General features: G+C 55.3%; 15 protein-coding genes. 6 read left to right on the plus strand and 9 right to left on the minus strand.

The genetic code is table 11. The features are described 5' to 3' along the window. Positions 1-74 precede the first annotated feature (74 nt). Positions 75-1,355 carry a glutamate-1-semialdehyde 2,1-aminomutase gene (hemL, locus tag SIK97_RS02750; RefSeq protein ID WP_057173047.1) on the minus strand — a complete coding sequence of 427 codons (1,281 nt, stop codon included), beginning with the start codon at positions 1,353-1,355 and terminating at the stop codon, positions 75-77. Positions 1,356-1,535: 180 nt separating this feature from the next. On the opposite strand from hemL, the gene clcA reads away from it, so the two are divergent. Next, positions 1,536-2,954, plus strand: coding sequence for a H(+)/Cl(-) exchange transporter ClcA (gene clcA / locus SIK97_RS02755; RefSeq protein ID WP_032694441.1), 1,419 nt, complete (start codon positions 1,536-1,538; stop codon positions 2,952-2,954). 81 nt (positions 2,955-3,035) lie between these two features. Continuing rightward, complete coding sequence (gene erpA / locus SIK97_RS02760) at positions 3,036-3,380, plus strand: iron-sulfur cluster insertion protein ErpA (RefSeq protein WP_004098733.1); 345 nt, start codon at positions 3,036-3,038, stop codon at positions 3,378-3,380. A gap of 99 nt (positions 3,381-3,479) precedes the next feature. Here the strand turns inward: erpA and SIK97_RS02765 are convergent, their stop codons facing one another. The 3 genes from SIK97_RS02765 to mtnN form a co-directional block, all read right to left on the minus strand. Beyond that, complete coding sequence (locus SIK97_RS02765; RefSeq protein ID WP_009654554.1) at positions 3,480-4,103, minus strand: TRIC cation channel family protein; 624 nt, start codon at positions 4,101-4,103, stop codon at positions 3,480-3,482. Positions 4,104-4,286: 183 nt separating this feature from the next. After that, the gene (gene btuF, locus SIK97_RS02770) at positions 4,287-5,087 is read right to left on the minus strand and encodes a vitamin B12 ABC transporter substrate-binding protein BtuF (RefSeq protein ID WP_014227992.1); all 801 of its coding nucleotides are present in this window, start codon (positions 5,085-5,087) and stop codon (positions 4,287-4,289) included. Continuing rightward, the gene (gene mtnN, locus SIK97_RS02775; protein WP_014227993.1) at positions 5,080-5,778 is read right to left on the minus strand and encodes a 5'-methylthioadenosine/S-adenosylhomocysteine nucleosidase; all 699 of its coding nucleotides are present in this window, start codon (positions 5,776-5,778) and stop codon (positions 5,080-5,082) included. Before mtnN ends, btuF begins: the two co-directional genes overlap by 8 nt. Positions 5,779-5,862: 84 nt before the next feature. Between mtnN and dgt the strand changes: the two genes are divergently transcribed. The 3 genes from dgt to cdaR all read left to right on the plus strand — a co-directional run bounded on the left by dgt (position 5,863) and on the right by cdaR (position 10,300). Beyond that, positions 5,863-7,377 (plus strand): dGTPase, encoded by a 1,515-nt coding sequence (gene dgt / locus SIK97_RS02780; RefSeq protein ID WP_046877770.1) that lies wholly within the window; start codon positions 5,863-5,865, stop codon positions 7,375-7,377. A 134-nt stretch (positions 7,378-7,511) separates the two neighbouring features. Next, positions 7,512-8,951, plus strand: a complete 1,440-nt coding sequence (gene degP, locus SIK97_RS02785) for a serine endoprotease DegP (RefSeq protein WP_004098740.1) — start codon at positions 7,512-7,514, stop codon at positions 8,949-8,951. Positions 8,952-9,142: 191 nt separating this feature from the next. Then, entirely contained in the window at positions 9,143-10,300 is a 1,158-nt protein-coding gene (gene cdaR, locus SIK97_RS02790; protein ID WP_004098741.1) for a DNA-binding transcriptional regulator CdaR, read from the plus strand. Positions 10,301-10,336: 36 nt separating this feature from the next. Here cdaR and SIK97_RS02795 read toward each other — a convergent pair whose 3' ends face one another. From SIK97_RS02795 to map, 5 genes are all read right to left on the minus strand, one after another. After that, complete coding sequence (locus SIK97_RS02795) at positions 10,337-13,315, minus strand: putative mucin/carbohydrate-binding domain-containing protein (RefSeq protein ID WP_057173046.1); 2,979 nt, start codon at positions 13,313-13,315, stop codon at positions 10,337-10,339. Positions 13,316-13,510: 195 nt separating this feature from the next. Then, positions 13,511-13,900, minus strand: a complete 390-nt coding sequence (locus tag SIK97_RS02800; RefSeq protein WP_004098742.1) for a DUF3461 family protein — start codon at positions 13,898-13,900, stop codon at positions 13,511-13,513. Between the two features lie 107 nt (positions 13,901-14,007). After that, positions 14,008-14,832, minus strand: coding sequence for a 2,3,4,5-tetrahydropyridine-2,6-dicarboxylate N-succinyltransferase (gene dapD, locus SIK97_RS02805; RefSeq protein WP_004098743.1), 825 nt, complete (start codon positions 14,830-14,832; stop codon positions 14,008-14,010). 33 nt (positions 14,833-14,865) lie between these two features. Beyond that, complete coding sequence (gene glnD / locus SIK97_RS02810; RefSeq protein ID WP_032694385.1) at positions 14,866-17,529, minus strand: bifunctional uridylyltransferase/uridylyl-removing protein GlnD; 2,664 nt, start codon at positions 17,527-17,529, stop codon at positions 14,866-14,868. A 191-nt stretch (positions 17,530-17,720) separates the two neighbouring features. Continuing rightward, positions 17,721-18,515, minus strand: coding sequence for a type I methionyl aminopeptidase (gene map / locus SIK97_RS02815; protein ID WP_057173045.1), 795 nt, complete (start codon positions 18,513-18,515; stop codon positions 17,721-17,723). Between the two features lie 323 nt (positions 18,516-18,838). Here map and rpsB point away from each other — a divergent pair, with 323 nt between their 5' ends. Beyond that, entirely contained in the window at positions 18,839-19,564 is a 726-nt protein-coding gene (gene rpsB / locus SIK97_RS02820; protein WP_003856207.1) for a 30S ribosomal protein S2, read from the plus strand. Positions 19,565-19,617: the final 53 nt, after the last annotated feature.

Below are 19,617 nucleotides of genomic sequence, written 5' to 3' on the forward strand. Positions count from 1 at the left end.
CCGCTTATTGATTTTCAAAGAGTACAGCACGTCGGAGAGGTATTACCGGGGCTGCTCAGCCCCGGCAATCAGAGTTACAGCTTCGCGAAGGCGTTACGCGCGGCGGCGACGGTGTTGTCGATATCTTCTTCGCTATGGGCGATGGACATAAAGCCCGCTTCAAACGCCGACGGCGCCAGGTAGACGCCCTCTTCCAGCATCAGGTGGAAGAAGCGTTTAAACCGCTCGACATCGCATTTGACCACGTCCTGGTAGCAGGTCACGGTTGGCGCGTCGGTAAAGAAAATGCCGAACATGCCGCCGACGTTATTCACCACCAGCGGAATATCGGCATCGCGCGCGGCGTCCAGCAGGCCCTGGGCCAGCTGGTTAGTGAGCTCGGTTAGCGTCTCGTGCACGCCGGGCTGCGCCACTTCGCTCAGGCAAGCGAAACCTGCCGCCATCGCGATGGGGTTGCCGGAGAGGGTGCCTGCCTGGTAAACCGGGCCGGTCGGCGCCAGGGCATCCATCACCTCACGACGACCGCCGAATGCGCCAACCGGCATACCGCCGCCGATGATTTTGCCAAGGCAGGTCAGATCCGGCACAACGCCGTAGTAATCCTGCGCGCCGGCCAGCGCCACGCGGAAGCCGGTCATGACTTCATCAATAATCAGCAGCGCGCCGAACTCGTCGCACAGCGCGCGCAGGCCCGGCAGAAACTCCGGCTGCGGCGGGATGCAGTTCATATTACCGGCTACCGGCTCAACGATGATGCAGGCGATATCCTGCGGATACTGTTCGAACGCGGCGCGAACCGATGACAGATCGTTATAGGTGCAAGTCAGGGTGTGTTTGGCGAAATCCGCCGGCACGCCCGGCGAGTTCGGCTGGCCGAGCGTCAGCGCGCCTGAGCCGGCTTTTACCAGCAGGCAGTCGGCGTGGCCGTGGTAGCAGCCTTCGAACTTGATAATTTTGTCACGGCCAGTGAAGCCGCGGGCCAGGCGAATGGCGCTCATGGTGGCTTCGGTACCGGAGTTCACCATGCGGACCATATCCATGGTCGGGACCAGCTCGGTGACCAGCGCCGCCATTTTAACTTCCATCTCCGTCGGCGCGCCAAAGCTCAGGCCGCGTTCGGCGGCTTCAATGACCGCGTTGCGGATGGCCGGATGGTTATGACCCAGCACCATTGGGCCCCAGGAGCCGACATAATCGATATACGCTTTACCATCAACGTCGTAAAGGTAAGCGCCGTCGGCGCGCTCGATAAACAGCGGCGTACCGCCGACGCCGGTGAACGCACGTACCGGAGAGTTCACGCCGCCGGGAATAAGTTCACGCGCAGCGTTATACAGATTTTCAGATTTGCTCATTGCCAGGGTCCTGGTTCGTGAAAAATGTTTTGTCGACTATTCTAAGTTATTCCAGGAAGGTTATGAAAGTTTTGCCCAATTGAAACAATGGGGTCACGGCGCATTTTTTTGACGACGGAGTCTGTCCGGTTGGCTAGAATGACCTTCTTTCTATTTGTATTACTTATTATTGATAATGGCATGAAAGCAGAAAACCCCTCTTCTTCAGCACATCAGTTCGTACGCGTTCGCCGCAGCGATGCCGTGCGTCGGTTGATTCAGCGTGATAAAACGCCGCTGGCGGTGTTATTAATGGCGGCCGTTGTCGGCACGCTGGCGGGGCTGATCGGCGTCGCGTTTGAAAAAAGCGTCAACTGGGTGCAGAACCTGCGCATAGGCGCGCTGGTAGAGGTGGCGGACCACTGGTTTCTGGTCTGGCCGCTGGCCTTTATCCTCTCCGCTTTGCTGGCGATGGTGGGCTATTTTCTCGTCCGTCGTTTTGCGCCGGAAGCAGGCGGCTCCGGGATCCCGGAAATTGAAGGCGCGCTGGAGGAGCTGCGTCCCGTTCGCTGGTGGCGCGTACTGCCGGTGAAGTTTATCGGCGGCATGGGGACGCTGGGTGCGGGCATGGTGCTGGGGCGCGAAGGGCCGATGGTGCAGCTTGGGGGCAATCTTGGGCGCATGGTGGTGGACGTTTTTCGCATGCGCAGTCCGGAAGCGCGCCATACGCTGCTGGCGACCGGCGCCGCGGCGGGGCTCTCCGCCGCCTTTAACGCGCCGCTGGCTGGGATTCTGTTTATTATTGAAGAGATGCGCCCGCAGTTTCGCTACAACCTGATCTCCATTAAAGCCGTGTTTACCGGCGTCATTATGGCCACCATCGTTTTCCGTATCTTCAACGGCGATAAAGCGGTTATCGAGGTCGGTAAGCTCAGCAATGCGCCGGTCAACACCCTGTGGCTGTATTTGATCCTCGGGATGATTTTTGGCTGTGTTGGCCCGCTGTTTAATACGCTGGTGCTGCGCACCCAGGATATGTTTCAGCGGCTCCACGGCGGCAACATTAAAAAATGGGTGCTGATTGGCGGCCTGATCGGCGGAAGCTGCGGCGTGCTGGGTCTGATTCAGCCGGCGGCGTCCGGCGGCGGGTTTAACCTGATTCCCATCGCCGCGGCGGGCAATTTTTCCGTCGGCCTGCTGCTGTTTATTTTTATCGCGCGGGTGATTACCACGCTGCTTTGCTTCTCTTCCGGCGCGCCCGGCGGTATCTTTGCGCCGATGCTGGCGCTGGGGACGCTGCTGGGCACGGCGTTTGGCATGGCGGCGACGCCGCTGTTTCCGGCCTATCATCTGGATGCCGGCACCTTTGCCATCGCCGGGATGGGGGCGCTGCTAGCCGCCTCGGTTCGCGCGCCGTTGACCGGCATCGTGCTGGTGCTGGAGATGACCGATAACTATCAGCTCATTTTGCCAATGATTATTACCTGTCTCGGCGCAACACTATTGGCACAATTCCTCGGCGGTAAGCCTTTATACTCGACTATTCTGCAGCGCACCCTGGCAAAACAAAAGGCGGAACAGGAAGCAAAGGCGCAGCCGGTCGGCGGGGAGAATACTTGAACGATTTACTCGGGTATTGGATAATGGCTCAAAAGGTCGGGTTATTCTTTAACCGGTCAGAAGTATCAATGGGAGCATAAAATGAGTGATGACGTAGCGTTGCCGCTGGAGTTTACCGAAGCCGCGGCGATTAAAGTAAAAGACCTGATTGCGGATGAAGACAATCCGAACCTGAAACTGCGCGTGTACATCACCGGTGGTGGCTGCAGCGGTTTCCAGTACGGCTTTACCTTCGACGATCAGGTTAACGAAGGCGATATGACTATCGAGAAGCAGGGCGTCGGCCTGGTGGTTGACCCAATGAGCCTGCAGTATCTGGTCGGCGGCGCCGTCGATTATACCGAAGGTCTGGAAGGCTCGCGTTTTATCGTGACCAACCCGAATGCGAAAAGCACCTGCGGCTGCGGCTCCTCGTTCAGCGTCTAAAGATAGTGCGTCCGGGAGCCTCTTCTCCCCAGCCCTCTCATACAGCGAGAGGGAGCAAACGCTAAAAACGGTAACGTTAAGGTTACCGTTTTGCTTTTATTACCGTCCATTCTCATCAAGCGCGAACGTTGGCAGCTTCAGGTGCCAGCGGATGGCCGCCAGCCTGATGACCAGCGTGACCACCATACCTATCATCGCCGCGTTTTCTAACGGAACCTGAAAGGTGTAGTACGCCGTCGCATGCACGATGCCGCCAACGATGCAGGCCGTCGCGTAGATTTCCGTACGCAGAATCATCGGGATTTCACGCGCCAGCACGTCGCGGATGATCCCCCCGCCGACGCCGGTGACGACCCCCATGCAGACGGCCACCAGCGGTCCGCTATGGGCAAGAAAGGCTTTGTTGACGCCAATACCGACAAATACCGCCAGACCGACGGCGTCCAGCACCGGCAGCACCCATTTCGGTAACCGGCGCGGCTGGCGTACCAGCAGGATAGTGAACATGCTGGTGACCATCGCCACCACCAGATCGGTAGGGTCTTTAACCCAAAATACCGGGCCGTTAGCAAGGGCCATATCGCGAATGGTGCCACCGCCCACCGCGGTCACCACGCCTAATACCAGCACGCCGAAAGGGTCCATGCGCAGCTTTCCAGCCAGCAGAACGCCGGAGATGGCAAACACGGCGGTGCCAATAATATCCAGCCAATAGACAAGCATCGTCAGTTCCCACTTAGAGTCTATCCCATTAGGTTATTTTATTTGCCAGTTTGGCCCCGGGCAGTGCTCACCGCCCTCACGTACCGCGTGTACGCTCCGGGTGTTCAGCGCTGCCCGTGTCCAAACTGGCTGCAACAATTGCGCCTGGTGGGATAGCCTTTTTGCACCTGGGTTAGCAGGTGATTATTTTATCTGCTCGAGCGCAGTACAGAGTTGTTTTGCGGCGAGAATAATACGTGGGCTCGCGCGTTCAAACCAGTCGCCATGTAGCGCAATAAAAGAAATTTTTAGCTGATTCTGCCAATAGCGCTCAACGGCGGGAAGTTGACTGGGGTCGCCGGCGATGACAATGGCCTGCGGCTGCCTTGCCAGCACCTGTTCACGGCTCACCTGCGGCCAGGGAACCCGGCTGGCGGCAAAAATGTTTTCTCCCCCACACAGCGTCAGAACCTGATCCTGAATCGAGCCTTTGCTGGTGGTAAAGAGAGGGTTGGCGCCGAACTGTAAAAAAACGCGTTTTTTCGGCCCGCTCGCGTAGCGGGTTTTTAAGGCCTGGTAGGCGTCCTGCATTTTCTGCGCCGCCTGCCGCGCCTTTTCCGGCTGCGGGCTCCACTGCGCCAGCTGGCGAAGCGTTGCGATAATCTCTTCGATAGTCGATGTTTCGACCCAGATGACTTTTATCCCGAGCGAGCTTAGCTGATTCACCTGGCGTTCAGCGTTACCGCCGCGCCACGCCAGCACCAGGTCGGGCTTAAGGGCGACGATGCGTTCCAGATTCATCCCCTGCCAGCTGGAGACCTGCTCTATCTTTGCGGCTTCCGGGGGATAATCGGAATAGCTGCTGACGCCAACCGGCGTAATACCGGCGGCAAACGCCAGTTCAGTATTGGCGGGAGAGAGCGTAATCACCCGCGGCGCGGCGAAAAGCCACGCCGGGGCAAGCAGCATCAGGACGGCAAGCGCCGCGTTGAGCGACTTAGCCACGAGCCAGGTGCTGCACCAGGTTTTCCACCATCAGGGTGGATTGCTTCGCGGCAACGGCGAGAAACTCGTCGAAGCTCAGATGCGACTGCTGATCGGCAACATCGGAGATCGCGCGAACGACAACAAACGGTACGCCATAGTTGTGGCAGACGTGCGCGATGGCGGTGGCTTCCATTTCTACCGCGACGGCCTGCGGGAAGTTGTGGCGGATTTTGGCGAGACCAATGGAACCGTTGATGAATGCATCGCCGCTGACAATGAGTCCGCGAACCGCATTAAGATTCAGCGCGCTGATGCAGGTCTCTGCGGCGGCAATCAGCTTATCATCGGCTTTGAAACCGGCAGGGCAGCCCGGCAGCTGGCCATACTCATAGCCAAACGCGGTGACGTCCGCGTCGTGATAGCGCGTTTCGTCGGAGACAACGATATCGCCAACCTTCAGGGTCGACGCGAGGCCGCCCGCAGAACCGGTGTTAATAATCACATCCGGCTTGCAGTGCTCCATCAGCAGAGTGGCGCCCATGGCGGCGGCGACTTTGCCAATGCCCGATTTCAACAAAGCGACATCAACGCCCTGCAGCTGGCCGGTGTAGATTTCGCTGCCGCCGATAGTGATGGTCTGGCGGTTGTCGATTTTGTCGCGCAGAAGGGTAACTTCTTCTTCCATTGCGCCAATAATACCGATTTTCATAGATTTACTCGCGATGTGTGGGTTTTAGCGGCATAGTCTATCATGCGCTTAGAAGGAAACGTTATTGCTCGCTCGGGGGAGATCATGGCTAAGATCGATTTTCGCAACAAGATTAACTGGCGTCGCCGCTACCGTTCACCGCAGGGCGTTGAGACGGAGCGTGAAATCCTGCGAATTTTCGAAAGCGATCGCGGACGCATCATCAACTCGCCGGCAATCCGCCGGCTGCAGCAAAAAACCCAGGTTTTCCCGCTGGAGCGCAATGCCGCGGTGCGTACGCGGCTGACCCACTCTCTGGAAGTTCAGCAGGTGGGCCGCTACATCGCCAAAGAGGTGCTGAGTCGTCTGAAAGAGCAGAAGCTGCTGGAAAGCTACGGGCTGGATGAGCTTACCGGGCCGTTCGAGAGCATTGTTGAAATGGCCTGCCTGATGCACGATATCGGCAATCCGCCATTTGGCCATTTTGGCGAGGCGGCAATTAATGATTGGTTCAGCCAGCGGCTCTTCCCCGGCGATGCGGCCAGCCAGCCGTTAACCGACGATCGCTGCGTGGTCGCGGCGCTGCGCCTGCAGGAAGGCGATAGCCAGCTGAATGAGCTGCGGCGTAAGGTTCGCCAGGACTTATGCTGGTTTGAAGGCAATGCGCAGGGTATTCGCTTAGTGCATACGCTGATGCGCATGAATCTCACCTGGGCGCAGGTGGGCTGTATTCTAAAATATACGCGTCCGGCATGGTGGCGCGGGGAACCGCCGGCTAGCCACAATTATTTAATGAAAAAACCTGGTTATTATTTAGCCGAAGAGGGCTATGTTGCGAGGTTGCGTAAAGAACTGGATCTGGCTCCTTACAATCGCTTCCCATTAACGTGGATTATGGAAGCCGCGGATGATATCTCATATTGCGTCGCCGACCTTGAAGATGCGGTAGAAAAACGCATCTTCAGCGTAGAGCAGCTTTATCAGCATCTCTATGAAGCCTGGGGCGTTCACGAAAAAGGCTCCTTGTTTAATCAGGTTGTCGAAAACGCCTGGGAGAAATCGCGTGCGAATTCTCTGAGCCGGAGTACTGAAGATCAGTTTTTTATGTATTTACGGGTTAATACGCTCAATAGACTGGTACCGTACGCGGCGCGGCGGTTTATTGATAACCTGGCGAAGATTTTTAGCGGTGACTTTAACCATGCGCTGCTTGAGGACGATAGCGATTGCAGTCAGCTGCTTGAACTATACAAAAATGTTGCGGTAAAACATGTGTTTAGCCATCCTGATGTCGAGCAGCTGGAGCTGCAGGGCTACCGCGTGATCAGCGGTCTGTTAGATATATACCAGCCGCTGTTAAAATTATCGCTGGATGAGTTTAGTTTGCTGGTGGAAAAAGAGCGGGTGCGAAGTTTACCGATTGCATCACGTCTTTTTCAGAAACTTTCAACTCGTCATCGGTTAGCTTACATAGAAGCCGTAAATAAGATTTCGCGCAATAATCCGGAGTTTCCAGTGATGGAATATTATTATCGCTGTCGTCTCATTCAGGACTATATCAGCGGAATGACCGACTTGTATGCATGGGATGAATATCGACGATTGATGGCCGTAGAATAAGGGTGAGTTTTGTAAAGACGGACAATAAATTTTTACTTTTACCAAAACTTCATTCCGGAACTTCGCGCTATAAAATGACTCTGATAGTCACCAACACAGCAACTATTCGTTATCTGAAATTGAGATTGAAACCTATGAAAAAAACCACGTTAGCAATGAGTGCCCTGGCTCTGAGTTTAGGTCTGGCGTTGTCCCCTCTCTCTGCGAGCGCGGCGGAAACAGCTTCTTCGGCGACTAATGCGCAGCAGATGCCAAGCCTGGCGCCGATGCTGGAAAAAGTGATGCCGTCGGTCGTGAGCATTAACGTTGAGGGGAGCACCACCGTTAATACGCCGCGGATGCCGCGTAACTTCCAGCAGTTCTTTGGCGACAATTCGCCGTTCTGTCAGGATGGTTCTCCGTTCCAGAGCTCTCCGTTCTGTCAGGGCGGCGGGCAGGGCGGCGCGCCGGGTAGCGACGGCGGCCAGCAGCAGAAATTTATGGCCCTCGGTTCCGGGGTGATTATTGATGCCGCTAAAGGCTATGTTGTGACTAACAACCACGTCGTGGATAACGCGACTACTATCAAAGTTCAGCTCAGCGATGGCCGCAAGTTCGACGCGAAAGTGGTTGGCAAAGACCCGCGTTCTGATATTGCGCTGATTCAAATCCAGGATCCGAAAAACCTGAGCGCGATTAAGCTGGCGGACTCTGACGCCCTGCGCGTCGGCGATTACACCGTGGCGATCGGTAACCCGTTTGGCTTGGGCGAAACCGTGACCTCGGGGATCGTTTCCGCCCTGGGCCGTAGCGGCCTGAACGTTGAAAACTATGAAAACTTTATCCAGACCGATGCGGCGATCAACCGCGGTAACTCCGGCGGCGCGCTGGTTAACCTGAACGGCGAGCTGATCGGTATCAACACCGCGATTCTGGCGCCGGACGGCGGCAACATTGGTATCGGCTTCGCTATTCCGAGCAACATGGTGAAAAACCTGACCGATCAGATGGTCAAATTTGGCCAGGTTAAGCGCGGTGAGCTGGGCATCATGGGGACCGAGCTGAATTCCGAACTGGCGAAAGCGATGAAAGTTGACGCTCAGCGCGGCGCGTTCGTCAGCCAGGTGATGCCGAACTCGGCGGCCGCTAAGGCGGGGATTAAAGCCGGCGACGTGATTACCACGCTGAACGGTAAATCGATCAGCAGCTTTGCCGCGCTGCGTGCCCAGGTGGGTACCATGCCGATCGGCAGCAAAGTCGAGCTTGGCCTGCTGCGTGACGGCAAGCCGGTGACGGTGACCGTTGAGCTGCAGCAGAGCAATCAGAACCAGGTTGACTCCAGCACCATCTTCAACGGTATTGAAGGTGCGGAAATGAGCAACAAAGGTCAGGATAAAGGCGTCGTGGTGAGTAACGTGAAAGCGGGAACGCCGGCGGCGCAGATTGGCCTGAAGAAAGGCGATATTATCGTTGGCGCGAACCAGCAGCCGGTGAAAAATATTGCCGACCTGCGCAAAATTTTTGATGCCAAACCGTCGGTTCTGGCGCTGAATATCCAGCGCGGCGATACGTCAATTTATCTGCTGATGCAGTAATCCCTGACGGTTCGCAAAGCCCCTTTTCTCCTTGCGGAGGAGAGGGGCTTTTTTATTTCTGCCGCCCCTTCCATTTTTCGTTCTGTGATATCTTCCACAACTCCATATTTCTTAGCCCGGCTTTGTGCAAATGCACAATGCGGCGTGTTGCCAACTCTTTTATGCTGTTAGCCTGCTCACGGGAGGGTTACATGGCTGGCTGGCATCTTGATACCAAAATGGCTCAGGATATCGTGGCGCGTACGATGCGCATCATTGATACCAATATTAACGTAATGGATGCCCGCGGGCGCATTATCGGTAGCGGAGACCGCGAGCGAATTGGTGAATTGCACGAAGGTGCGCTATTAGTGCTTTCCCAGGGTCGCGTTGTCGATATTGATGATGCCGTTGCCCGACATCTGCACGGCGTGCGCCAGGGGATCAACCTGCCGCTGCGTCTGGAAGGGGAGATCGTCGGCGTTATCGGCCTGACCGGCGAACCGGAGTCGCTGCGTAAATACGGTGAACTGGTGTGTATGACCGCCGAGATGATGCTGGAACAATCGCGGCTGATGCATCTCCTGGCTCAGGATAGCCGTCTGCGCGAAGAGCTGGTGATGAACCTGATTCAGGCGGAAGAGAACACCCCGGCGCTGACCGAGTGGGCCCAGCGTCTGGGGATCGATCTCAACCAACCGCGCGTGGTGGCGATGATCGAAGTGGATAGCGGCCAGCTGGGCGTAGACAGCGCGATGGCGGAGCTGCAGCAGCTCCAGACCGCGTTGACCACGCCGGACCGTAATAATCTGGTGGCCATTGTCTCGCTGACCGAAATGGTGGTACTGAAGCCCGCGCTGAACGCCTTTGGCCGCTGGGATGCGGAAGATCACTGCAAACGGGTCGAGCAGCTCATTAGCAGGATGAAAGAGAACGGTCAGCTGCGTTTTCGCGTGGCGCTGGGAAACTTTTTTACCGGACCGGGCAGTATTGCTCGCTCGTATCGCACCGCCAGAACCACCATGATGGTCGGTAAACAGCGGATGCCGGAGAGCCGTAGCTATTTTTACCAGGATTTGATGCTGCCGGTACTGCTGGATAGCCTGCGCGGTGGCTGGCAGGCTAATGAGCTGGCGCGCCCGCTGGTTCGCCTGAAGGCGATGGATAACAACGGCCTGCTGCGTCGCACCTTACAGGCCTGGTTTCGTCATAACGTGCAGCCGCTGGCGACGTCGAAAGCACTGTTTATCCACCGTAATACGCTGGAATACCGTTTGAACCGCATCTCTGAGCTGACGGGGCTGGATTTGGGTAATTTTGACGATCGTCTGCTGCTGTATATTGCGCTACAGCTCGATGAGCAGCGCTAAAAACACTCCCGCCTGCGGCGGGAGTGGGGACGGGAATTACAGGCGCTGCAGTCCGCGGGCCGTGACTTGCCAGGAGACGGTATGAGGCTGTGGCCAGGCGTTACCGTTTTGCGGGTTGATAATGACGGAGCGATCGCCGGCTTCGGCATGGAAGACTTCGATGATATAGCCCTCATCAAGTATTGCCGTATCTATATAGTCGCCAAGCTGCGATGAGCCTTTAATGGACTGGCGATAAACCACCGAGCCGCGCGTATTGTAGATATTCACCGCGGCATAGGCCGTCGTAAAGTGCTTATTCGGCACCACGGGGCTGGCGGTAAAGGTGAGCGCGCCGCGGCCAATATCCATCTCCATCGTCGCAAAACGAATATTATCATTGCCAAGTAGCTGCCAGCAGAAGAGATCGCCATACAGCTCTGTAGCCTCGTCCTCAGCATCCGTAGTTTCTTTATCCTCCGGGTCTGGCACCAGCGAACAGGTCTCCAGCCCATCCTTCACTACCCGCCAGCGGTTGTGCTGCTTCAGCGTAATGGCGCGATGCGTCGTATCATTGCTGGCGCTGGAGCGGAATGGCTCATCATGGAAAACCTCAATGATCATGTTTTCAGCGAGGGCGATAGTTTCGCTGTTTGCCAGGTTGTTGGTCGCTCCGGCATAGCTGCGGTGATAAACCACCGTTTCGTCCGCCCCGGTTACCGTAATGCTGGCGTAGGTATGGGAGACATAATACGGGTGCGGCGCGCCGGTACGGGTGGTGACCGTCATGGCGTGCTGTTGATTATCGATAACGATCTGGCAAAAATCTTTGTTGCCCTGTCCTCTGAGATTGAGGGTCACGCTCTTGCCCGTCAACTCGCCCGGTTCACTATTATCCTGAGGCAGAACATCGGCATACTCTTTAAGCAGCCTGCTGCGCTGGGGCTCTTCAATATGGGAGAGCATCAGCCAGAGATCGTTTTTACATACGCTCTCTTCCTGCGCTAATAGCGAAGGCTGGTTACGCATCGCCTGAGCGTCATGCTCGAAAATAGCCAGTAAATCTTCCGCCGGATTATTATCGAGGATAAAGTTGTAAAGCCCACTCTCATCAATACGCATCAGCTGGCATTTCTCGCCCGCGATCAGCGGTAAATACTCCGGGGAGGCTTTCAGACGTCCCGGCTCGACGTGAGTAATATACAAGTGATAGTGAGGGCCGAAGGGAATAATCACCTTACCGGTGGCGCAGTTTGTGCCGTTCATATTGCGCTCAAAGACTTTTTCGCCGCTGGCGGAAAGTACGCATACGCCGGCATAGAGCGCGTCAGGGTAGTTGTTGTGCGGCGTGGCGCTGGTAATATTCAGCGTAAGCTGCTGATTTTCGAAATCGATATCCAGATATGCAAACGGCGTGTCGCCAATACCTAAAAAGCTCATTGTCACGTTACGCCCGCGGGTATCGCGTTGTCGGGTGTAGTTGATGGTAGCCGCATTCGCCCCTTCTTTTACGACGAGATAGCTGATATCCGGACGATATTTTTGTGAACGGCCTTTCGGAGGATCGATCTGGTAAACGCCGACTGGAATATCATTCAGGATCAACGTGTCATCATTAACAACCAGTGAATAATGCGTGCCACAATTATCTTTAATCGTCAGCGTTCGCCCGTAAATTTGTTCCAGCTGGTCGATATTGAACGTCAGGGATAGCGTCCCCGTTTTGCCTAATGCCGCCAGTTCGCTGTTATTCACCAGCCAGACGAAGGAGTCCAGCCCCAGCTGCCGCCGCGCGCTATCCCATTCGCTTTGCGGAAGGAAAAGATACAGCGGATAGAGCGGCTTTGCCGCCAGCGCGGCGATATCTCCCTTAGTGGTAATTTCCAGCGTTAAGCCGCATAGCTCGATAAACGGCGTGACATCATACCCTGCGGCGGCGGCAATGGCGGTAGCCAACATATCGATAAGCTGATAATCGGACGGCCGGAAGCTATCGCCGTTGGCCAGTTCACGATAGTTCTGGTTAAAGGCGCTGAAGGCTTTGGTTCCTGCTTTTAGCAACATCAGCATCAGGAATTGCAGGCGTGGACGCAGGCCCCAGCTGGCGACCGGCGTCTGGTCTTTTATATAGGTCATCAGCTGGAGTTCCTGTACGGCCTGCTGACCATAGTTATAGAGCCAGCCATCCACATAGAGATGATTATCCTGGCTCAGGGTAAGCTGCTGATAGAAAGCGGCGTAAATATTGTTCCACACCTCATTGACGGGCAGAGTGGTGTCCTGCATAAATTTGCCCTGATACCCGTGCGCAATTTCATGAAGAATAACCCACTGCGTCGCAACGTTATCCAGCCAGCCTTCACCTAACGTTGATGATGTATGTGCGCACCACCAGGGGTGATAATAGGCTGCGCCGACGCCGTGTTTATCTGCCCGCACAAAGTAGCGGTTGGCGACATCCTGGTTCCACGGCGCATCCGGGCGATCGCTTAGCCCAGCCCAGTCGTTATAGCATTTGAAAAGGTGGGTGTAATAAGCGTGTAGCGAGGATAAGCCCGCTTTCATCGCATTATCGCGGTCGGCGTAGGGCAGCAGCAGGTTAATCACATCTAAATCAAGCAGCGCGAGTGCGGATTGATTTTTCTCCCAGCTGAGGAAAAATTCATCCTCAGATTGTCCTGCTTTCCAGCACGGCAGCGGTTTAGTTGCGGCAGGTTGCTGGTAGATGACGGTGAATTCGCTGGACTGGTCGGTAAACAGCGTATCGACAAAAGGAACGGTGTCGACCGTGGCGCTGACCGTTTTCCAGCCGGTGGCGATCGTGCTGGTGCTTTCTAGCGCGGTATCATTGCAAAGCAGGCGCAGAATCGAGTTGCCGTTGCTGATATCCGGTTGGCGAATGTGCAGCGGCGTATTGGCGGGCAGAATAAAGCCCAGCGGCTGGCGATCGTGCTGCCGTCCTTTTTCAAAACCGGTCTTATCCAGCCAGGGCGCAGATTGTAGGGTATAAAATTTTTGTTCAATTTCCTGTGTCATCGTATGATCTCCTTTCAGGTGGAAATTGAACATACAGCGACTTATTTTATTATGTCATTCATGTAGATAGGGATATGAGATGAAATGATATCAGAGAGGAATAGCTGATATTCGCTGATGCTGCCGGTGGGGGTGAGTGAGAAAAAAGAGGATGAGGCAGAGAGAAACAGGGCCAGCATCTGGCCCGTATCAGGCTTACTTATTGCGGGTCAGTTTTTCCAGATCGGATTCGATTTCGCTGATCTTATTCGTCACCACGCTTTCGAGGTGACGCAGATCGTCGAGGATCTTACGTTTCAGATCGATTTCGGTGCGATCGCGCTGACAGATTTGATCCAGCTCGTCGATGATATAGCGTAGATTAGGGCTAATCTCCTGGACTTCTTTATATCCCTGGCCCACGCCGTCGGCGACAACGGTTTTGCGCTGACGCGGATATTTGAACTTGACGCTCTTGGCGAAGAACTCGCCTTTATCCTTCTGAAAGTAGATTTTCAGAATGTCGTTGTTGGCTTCCTGCCGCAGGCTATAGCGATCGATTTCATCAGGATTGGTAATACCAAGACTTTTCAGATTATCGTACATAACGGTACCTTTGATATCATCGTAATCTTTGAATAATTAACGAAAAAATCCATCTTCGCCAGCTCAATATATAAAAAAAGCGGGATGCCTCCCGCTTTTCATGCTGCTTAGTCGATGGTACGCAGAAGTTCGTTGATTCCAACCTTGCCGCGGGTTTTGGCATCGACTTTTTTGACGATAACCGCGCAGTACAAGCTGTACTTGCCATCTTTTGACGGCAGGTTGCCGGAGACGACGACGGATCCCGCCGGAACGCGGCCGTAGAAGACTTCACCGGTTTCGCGATCGTAGATTTTGGTGCTCTGGCCGAGGTATACGCCCATGGAGATAACGGAACCCTCTTCGACGATGACGCCTTCAACGACTTCCGAACGCGCGCCGATAAAGCAGTTATCTTCGATAATGGTCGGGTTAGCCTGCAGCGGCTCCAGTACGCCACCGATGCCGACACCGCCGGACAGGTGGACGTTTTTGCCGATCTGTGCGCAGGAACCCACGGTCGCCCAGGTATCAACCATCGAACCTTCGTCAACGTAGGCGCCGATGTTCACATAGGACGGCATCAGAACCGTGTTGCGAGCGATATACGCCCCCTGACGAACCGCCGCCGGCGGAACGACGCGGAAACCTTCTTTCTGGAAACGCGCTTCATCATAATCCGCGAACTTCATTGGGACTTTATCGAAGTAGCGGCTTTCCGCACCATCGATAACCTGGTTATCGTTAATACGGAAAGAGAGCAGAACCGCTTTCTTCAGCCACTGATGGGTGACCCACTGGCCGTCAACTTTTTCAGCGACACGCAGCGCGCCGGAATCAAGCAGAGAAATCACCTGGTTAACCGCTTCGCGGGTTACGGTATCCACGTTTGCCGGCGTGATGTCGGCGCGACGCTCAAAAGCGGACTCAATAACGTTCTGTAATTGCTGCATTGTTTACTCTTTCCATTTACTTAAAAAAATACGTTACCCTTTATCGTTTGGATTGAGGGCCTCTGTCAACCGTTGTTGCACTTCTTGCTGTAGCTCATTATTAAGGGCGCGCCGGTCTGCGGTGGCGATTATAAATAAATCTTCTACTCGCTCACCAATTGTCGTAATTCGCGCGCCGTGGAGCGAAATTCCGAGGTCGGCAAACACCTGGCCGACGCGCGCTAACAGACCCGGCTGGTCGAGAGCAATCAGCTCAAGAAAGGATTTCCGGTCGGTATGCGTCGGCAGGAAATTCACCTCCGTCGGCACGGAAAAATGCCTCAGCTTCGCCGCCTGACGACGGGGCGCCGGCGGCTGCCAGCTGCGCTGGCTGATGGTCTGTTCCAGGCCCACGCGGATCATTTCGTGCCTGTCGGCGGAAAGCGGGCTGCCGTCCGGCTCAAGAACAATAAAGGTATCCATCGCCATGCCGTCGCGTGTGGTGAAGATCTGCGCATCGTGAACGCTAAGATTACGTCGATCCAGCTCGCCGCAAACGGCGGCGAAGAGGTAAGGACGATCCGGACTCCAGATGAAGATCTCGGTGCCCCCGCGCGAGGCGTGGGAACTGAGCAGGATCATCGGTTTGCTGAGATCGTGCTGCAGCAGATTACGCGCGTGCCAGGCGAGCTGGTTTGGCGTATGGCGCACAAAGTAGTTGGCGCGGCAGCGGTTCCAGATTTGGTGCAGCGCCTGTTCATTAATATTTTCCATCCGCAGCAGCGCCAGCGCCTGTAGCTGGTGGTGACGCACCCGCTCGCGCATATCCGGCGTGTTTTGCATCCCCCGGCGCAGCTGTTTTTCGGTGGCGAAATAGAGCTCGCGCAGCAGGCTCTGCTTCCAGCTGTTCCACAGGTTTTCGTTGGTGGCGCAGATATCGGCGACGGTCAGGCAAACCAGGTAGTGCAGACGGTTCTCCGTTTGCACCTCTTCGGCAAACTGCTTGATCACTTCCGGATCCTGAATATCGCGACGCTGGGCGGTGACCGACATCAGCAGATGATGACGCACCAGCCACGCCACCAGCTGGGTTTCGCGCGAGTTAAGACCGTGAAGCTCGGCGAATTTCAGCACGTCCTGCGCGCCGAGAATCGAATGGTCGCCGCCGCGTCCTTTCGCGATATCGTGGAAGAGGGCGGCGATAAGGATCAGCTCCGGATGCGTCAGGCGCGGCCACAGTTCAACGCACAGCGGATGGCGGCTGCGGGTCTCTTCTTTGGCGAAGCTCTCAAGCTTAAGCAGCACGCGGATCGTGTGTTCATCAACGGTATAGGCGTGAAACAGGTCAAATTGCATCTGACCGACAATATGCGACCATTGCGGCATATAGGCCCACAGCACGCTATGGCGGTGCATCGGCAGCAGCCCCCGGCTGACCGCGCCCTGATGGCGCAGCATGCTGAGGAACAGGGTCCGCGCTTCCGGAATATAGCAAAGCGGCTGCGTCAGATGACGGCGGGCGTGGCGCAGGTGGCGAAGCGTGGTGGAGTAGATGCCGGTAATGCTGCTGTTGCGCACCATCATAAAGAACATGCGCAGAATCGCCTGCGGTTCGCGGATGAACAGCGTGTCATCGCGCAGATCGATTAGCGTGCCGCGCAGCTGAAAATCATCGTCAATCGGCCGCGGCTTCTCATCTTCGGTGAGCGCCAGAATCGCCTCTTCGAACAGCTGGATCAGCATTTGGTTCAGCTCGCTCACCCGGCGGGTGACGCGAAAGAAATCCTTCATCATATGCTCGATCGGCTGGTTGCTTTCGCCTTCGTAACGCAGGCGACGGGCGACGCTGAACTGCCTGTCGAACAGCAGGCGATTATCGTAGCGGTTGAGCTCCAGATGCAGCGCAAAGCGAATGCGCCAAAGCTGATGCAGGCATTCGTTAAGCTCGTTGCGCTCGGCTTCGGTCAGGAAACCGAAACCGACCATTTCATCAAGCGAGGTGGCGCCGAAATGGCGGCGCGCGATCCACTGCAGGGTGTGAATATCGCGTAGGCCGCCGGGGCTGCTTTTCACGTCCGGCTCGAGGTTATAGCTGGTTCCGTGATAGCGCTGATGGCGTACATTCTGCTCTTCGACTTTTGCCGCAAAGAACTTTTCCGATGGCCAGAAGCCGTCGCTGAATATGTGTTTTTGTAGTTCAAGGAACAGCGCGACGTCGCCAATTAGCAGACGCGATTCAATCAGGTTAGTGGCGACGCTGAGGTCCGACAGCCCCTCCAGCAGGCACTCTTCGAGGGTGCGCACGCTGTGGCCGACTTCCAGCTTGATATCCCACAGCAGCGTCAGCAGCTCGCCGACCTTCTGCGCCTGCTCATCGGGCAGCTTTTTACGGCTCAGGATAAGCAGGTCGATATCGGAAAGCGGGTGCAGTTCACCGCGGCCGTAACCGCCGACGGCGACCAGCGCGATGTCGTTCATCGACCCGAACCCGTACTCGACCCATAGCCGCTGAAGCAGCTGATCGATAAATTCGGTGCGCGCCTCAATCAATCTCTCTGCGGCGATGCCGTGGTCAAACGCTTCGCCCAGCCAGCGCTGAAAAGCGTCGATGTGCGCCTTGATAGCCGCGCAGTTGAAGTCGCTCTGCGGCCAGCGGCCCGGATTCGCCGGCTGGTCGGCCAGGGCAGGGGAGACAGTATCAGATAAAGAGTTGCTCATCGCGCCACCATAATAAAAAACTATCGCCCATAAAAAATCGCCGGGAGCGATTTTTAACGTCGCTTGCGGCGGCCCATAGGGTGACGGGCAGGACGCCCGTCATAAAAAATCGCCGGGAGCGATTTTTAACGTCGCTTGCGGCGGCCCACAGGGTGCCCGTCATAAAAAAGCCGGCTGGCGCCGGCTTTTCATCATTCGTTGTGCGAGATTATCGCCGGGATGGTGTCATCCTTGCGTAACGTCAGTATTTCGCAGCCGCTGTCTGTCACCACAATAGTATGCTCATACTGCGCAGACAAGCTCCGGTCTTTGGTTTTTACCGTCCAGCCGTCTTTCATACTGCGGATCTCTTTTTTACCCGCGTTGACCATCGGTTCAATGGTAAAGGTCATGCCGGGTTTGAGCACCACGTTGGTTTCCGGAGAGTCGTAATGCAGCACCTGCGGTTCTTCATGAAAACCGCGGCCGATACCGTGGCCGCAGTACTCGCGCACGACGGAGAAACTTTCGGCTTCGACGTATTTCTGGATAGCCGCGCCGATAGCGCGCAGATTAACGCCCGGTTTGACCATTTTCAGGGCCAGATAGAGGCTTTCCTGGGTAATGCGGCACAGGCGCTCGCCCAGAATGGTCGGTTTACCGACGATAAACATCTTCGAGGTGTCACCGTGGAAATCATCTTTAATGACGGTGACGTCAATGTTGACGATATCGCCATCTTTCAGCAGCTTGCCGTCGTCCGGGATCCCGTGGCACACCACTTCATTAATAGAGATGCAGACGGATTTCGGGAAGCCGTGGTAGCCCAGGCAGGCGGATACGGCTTTTTGTTCGTTAACGATATAATCGTTGCAGATGCGATCCAGTTCGCCGGTGCTGACGCCCGGTTTTACGTAGGGTTCGATCATTTCCAGCACTTCAGCGGCCAGGCGGCCGGCAACGCGCATTTTTTCGATGTCTTCAGATGTCTTGATAGAAATAGCCATGGATTGTGTCCAGCAGTGTCGATTTTTTCGACAATAATAGATTATGTCTGAACAATGTTAACAGTCCGGGCGTCCTGCTGCCAAATTGAGAATCATTAGCAGCACGTGACGTCAACAACAGTTGGTGTCTGGTCCTGTTTTGTGGTATAAAGCGCGCCGGACTTCTGTTCCATTCTCAGATACACAAGATGGACTGAAGCGACAAATCTCACTTTGTGTAACAACACACACGTATCGGCACATATTCCGGGGTGCCCTTTGGGGTCGGTAATATGGGATACGTGGAGGCATAACCCCAACTTTTATCTATAGAGGTTTTAAACATGGCAACTGTTTCCATGCGCGACATGCTCAAGGCTGGTGTTCACTTTGGTCACCAGACCCGTTACTGGAACCCGAAAATGAAGCCTTTCATCTTCGGCGCGCGTAACAAAGTTCACATCATCAACCTTGAGAAAACTGTACCGATGTTCAACGAAGCTCTGGCTGAACTGAACAAGATCTCTTCTCGCAAAGGCAAAATCCTTTTCGTTGGTACTAAGCGCGCTGCAAGCGAAGCGGTAAAAGACGCTGCTAACAGCTGCGACCAGTTCTTCGTGAACCATCGCTGGCTGGGCGGTATGCTGACTAACTGGAAAACCGTTCGTCAGTCTATCAAACGTCTGAAAGACCTGGAAACTCAGTCCCAGGACGGTACTTTCGACAAGCTGACCAAGAAAGAAGCGCTGATGCGCACTCGTGAGCTGGACAAGCTGGAAAACAGCCTGGGCGGTATCAAAGACATGGGCGGCCTGCCGGACGCGCTGTTCGTTATCGACGCTGACCACGAGCACATCGCAATCAAAGAAGCAAACAACCTGGGTATTCCGGTATTTGCTATCGTTGATACTAACTCCGATCCGGACGGCGTTGACTTCGTTATCCCGGGTAACGACGACGCAATCCGTGCAGTTAGCCTGTACCTGAGCGCTGTTGCTGCTACCGTTCGTGAAGGCCGTTCTCAGGATCTGGCTTCTCAGGCGGAAGAAAGCTTCGTAGAAGCTGAATAATAAGGCATACCCTTATTTAGTACCGTGTATAAATAGGGGCCTCTTAGCGGCCC

The sequence above is a fragment of the Klebsiella sp. JN_Kp126 genome (assembly GCF_033843325.1).
In the GTDB taxonomy this organism is placed as follows: domain Bacteria; phylum Pseudomonadota; class Gammaproteobacteria; order Enterobacterales; family Enterobacteriaceae; genus Klebsiella; species Klebsiella michiganensis.

What these genes read in the sequence shown, in the direction of transcription:
- rpsB (WP_003856207.1), top strand. Translation starts at nt 18,839, where the DNA reads ATGGCAACTGTTTCCATGCGCGACATGCTCAAGGCTGGTGTTCACTTT.
- SIK97_RS02800 (WP_004098742.1), bottom strand. Translation starts at nt 13,900, where the DNA reads ATGTACGATAATCTGAAAAGTCTTGGTATTACCAATCCTGATGAAATC.
- clcA (WP_032694441.1), top strand. Translation starts at nt 1,536, where the DNA reads ATGAAAGCAGAAAACCCCTCTTCTTCAGCACATCAGTTCGTACGCGTT.
- dapD (WP_004098743.1), bottom strand. Translation starts at nt 14,832, where the DNA reads ATGCAGCAATTACAGAACGTTATTGAGTCCGCTTTTGAGCGTCGCGCC.
- erpA (WP_004098733.1), top strand. Translation starts at nt 3,036, where the DNA reads ATGAGTGATGACGTAGCGTTGCCGCTGGAGTTTACCGAAGCCGCGGCG.
- degP (WP_004098740.1), top strand. Translation starts at nt 7,512, where the DNA reads ATGAAAAAAACCACGTTAGCAATGAGTGCCCTGGCTCTGAGTTTAGGT.
- mtnN (WP_014227993.1), bottom strand. Translation starts at nt 5,778, where the DNA reads ATGAAAATCGGTATTATTGGCGCAATGGAAGAAGAAGTTACCCTTCTG.
- map (WP_057173045.1), bottom strand. Translation starts at nt 18,515, where the DNA reads ATGGCTATTTCTATCAAGACATCTGAAGACATCGAAAAAATGCGCGTT.
- cdaR (WP_004098741.1), top strand. Translation starts at nt 9,143, where the DNA reads ATGGCTGGCTGGCATCTTGATACCAAAATGGCTCAGGATATCGTGGCG.
- dgt (WP_046877770.1), top strand. Translation starts at nt 5,863, where the DNA reads ATGGCTAAGATCGATTTTCGCAACAAGATTAACTGGCGTCGCCGCTAC.
- SIK97_RS02795 (WP_057173046.1), bottom strand. Translation starts at nt 13,315, where the DNA reads ATGACACAGGAAATTGAACAAAAATTTTATACCCTACAATCTGCGCCC.
- hemL (WP_057173047.1), bottom strand. Translation starts at nt 1,355, where the DNA reads ATGAGCAAATCTGAAAATCTGTATAACGCTGCGCGTGAACTTATTCCC.
- SIK97_RS02765 (WP_009654554.1), bottom strand. Translation starts at nt 4,103, where the DNA reads ATGCTTGTCTATTGGCTGGATATTATTGGCACCGCCGTGTTTGCCATC.
- glnD (WP_032694385.1), bottom strand. Translation starts at nt 17,529, where the DNA reads ATGAGCAACTCTTTATCTGATACTGTCTCCCCTGCCCTGGCCGACCAG.